Source organism: Streptomyces sp. WM4235 (genome assembly GCF_001279725.1).
Classification (GTDB): Bacteria; Actinomycetota; Actinomycetes; order Streptomycetales; family Streptomycetaceae; genus Streptomyces.
Genome location: NZ_LGDE01000235.1, coordinates 1 through 730, shown reverse-complemented (window position 1 = coordinate 730; position 730 = coordinate 1). Strand labels below are relative to the sequence as shown.

Here is a 730-nt window from a genome sequence, read left to right as displayed (position 1 = left end):
CCGGCGGTGGTGCTGCCGATCCGATTCGTGTAGTTGACGCTGTGGTAGTAGTGGAACCTGCTATTGGTGCGGTTGTAGACGGACCGGGTGTTCGTGCCGGCTCGCATCCATGAACACTGGGAACGGGTGTCGGTGGAGCTCTGGGACCACTGGCATTTCTGTCCGCCCCCGTCCCTCTCCGAGTAGAAGCAGATCCAGCCGGACGCGCAGTTGTCGTAGCCGCTGATCGAGACGTCGTCGGCCTGGGCCGCGGGCGCGAGTGCAAGCGCTGCACCGACGAGTCCGCTCGTTACGGCCAGGCTGAACTTTGTCCGACGGTTCATTACCCCTCCTTCGACTGAGGCGAGATTGCCGTGGCGGCCTGCACCGTCGAGGCTCGGGCTGCCACCGAGAAGTCTTGTGGGTACACCGATTGAGCGGCTACGGATGAATCAGCCAGTTCGTTGAACTTCGTTCGCCATAAGGCATGTTCGAGGCTCTTCATGCCATCAGAGCCGGAACTCCCCATGTGGGCGGTTTGTCGTCCACCGATTCCTGAGGGGCCGTTCGTACGAACCGGATCGCTAGTGCTCCACTTCACACCGGGGTCAATCGGTGGTGCCACATACGCGGGGAGAGGTGTCAGATGCTCGTGACCTCGGACGATGGCCCGTCGAAGGCTAGGCCGGCTGTTTGTCGGACGAGAGCACGATCATGGCTGAACCTGAAGAAGGTCTTGCCCGTCGTCGAC

1 protein-coding gene is annotated in these 730 nt (G+C 61.8%); it reads right to left on the bottom strand.

The window, feature by feature from the left end; translation table 11 throughout:
* Positions 1–323: peptidase inhibitor family I36 protein (locus tag ADK55_RS17790; RefSeq protein WP_053679912.1), on the bottom strand; the 323-nt coding region annotated here is incomplete at its 3' end.
* Between the last annotated feature and the right edge of the window lie 407 nt (positions 324–730).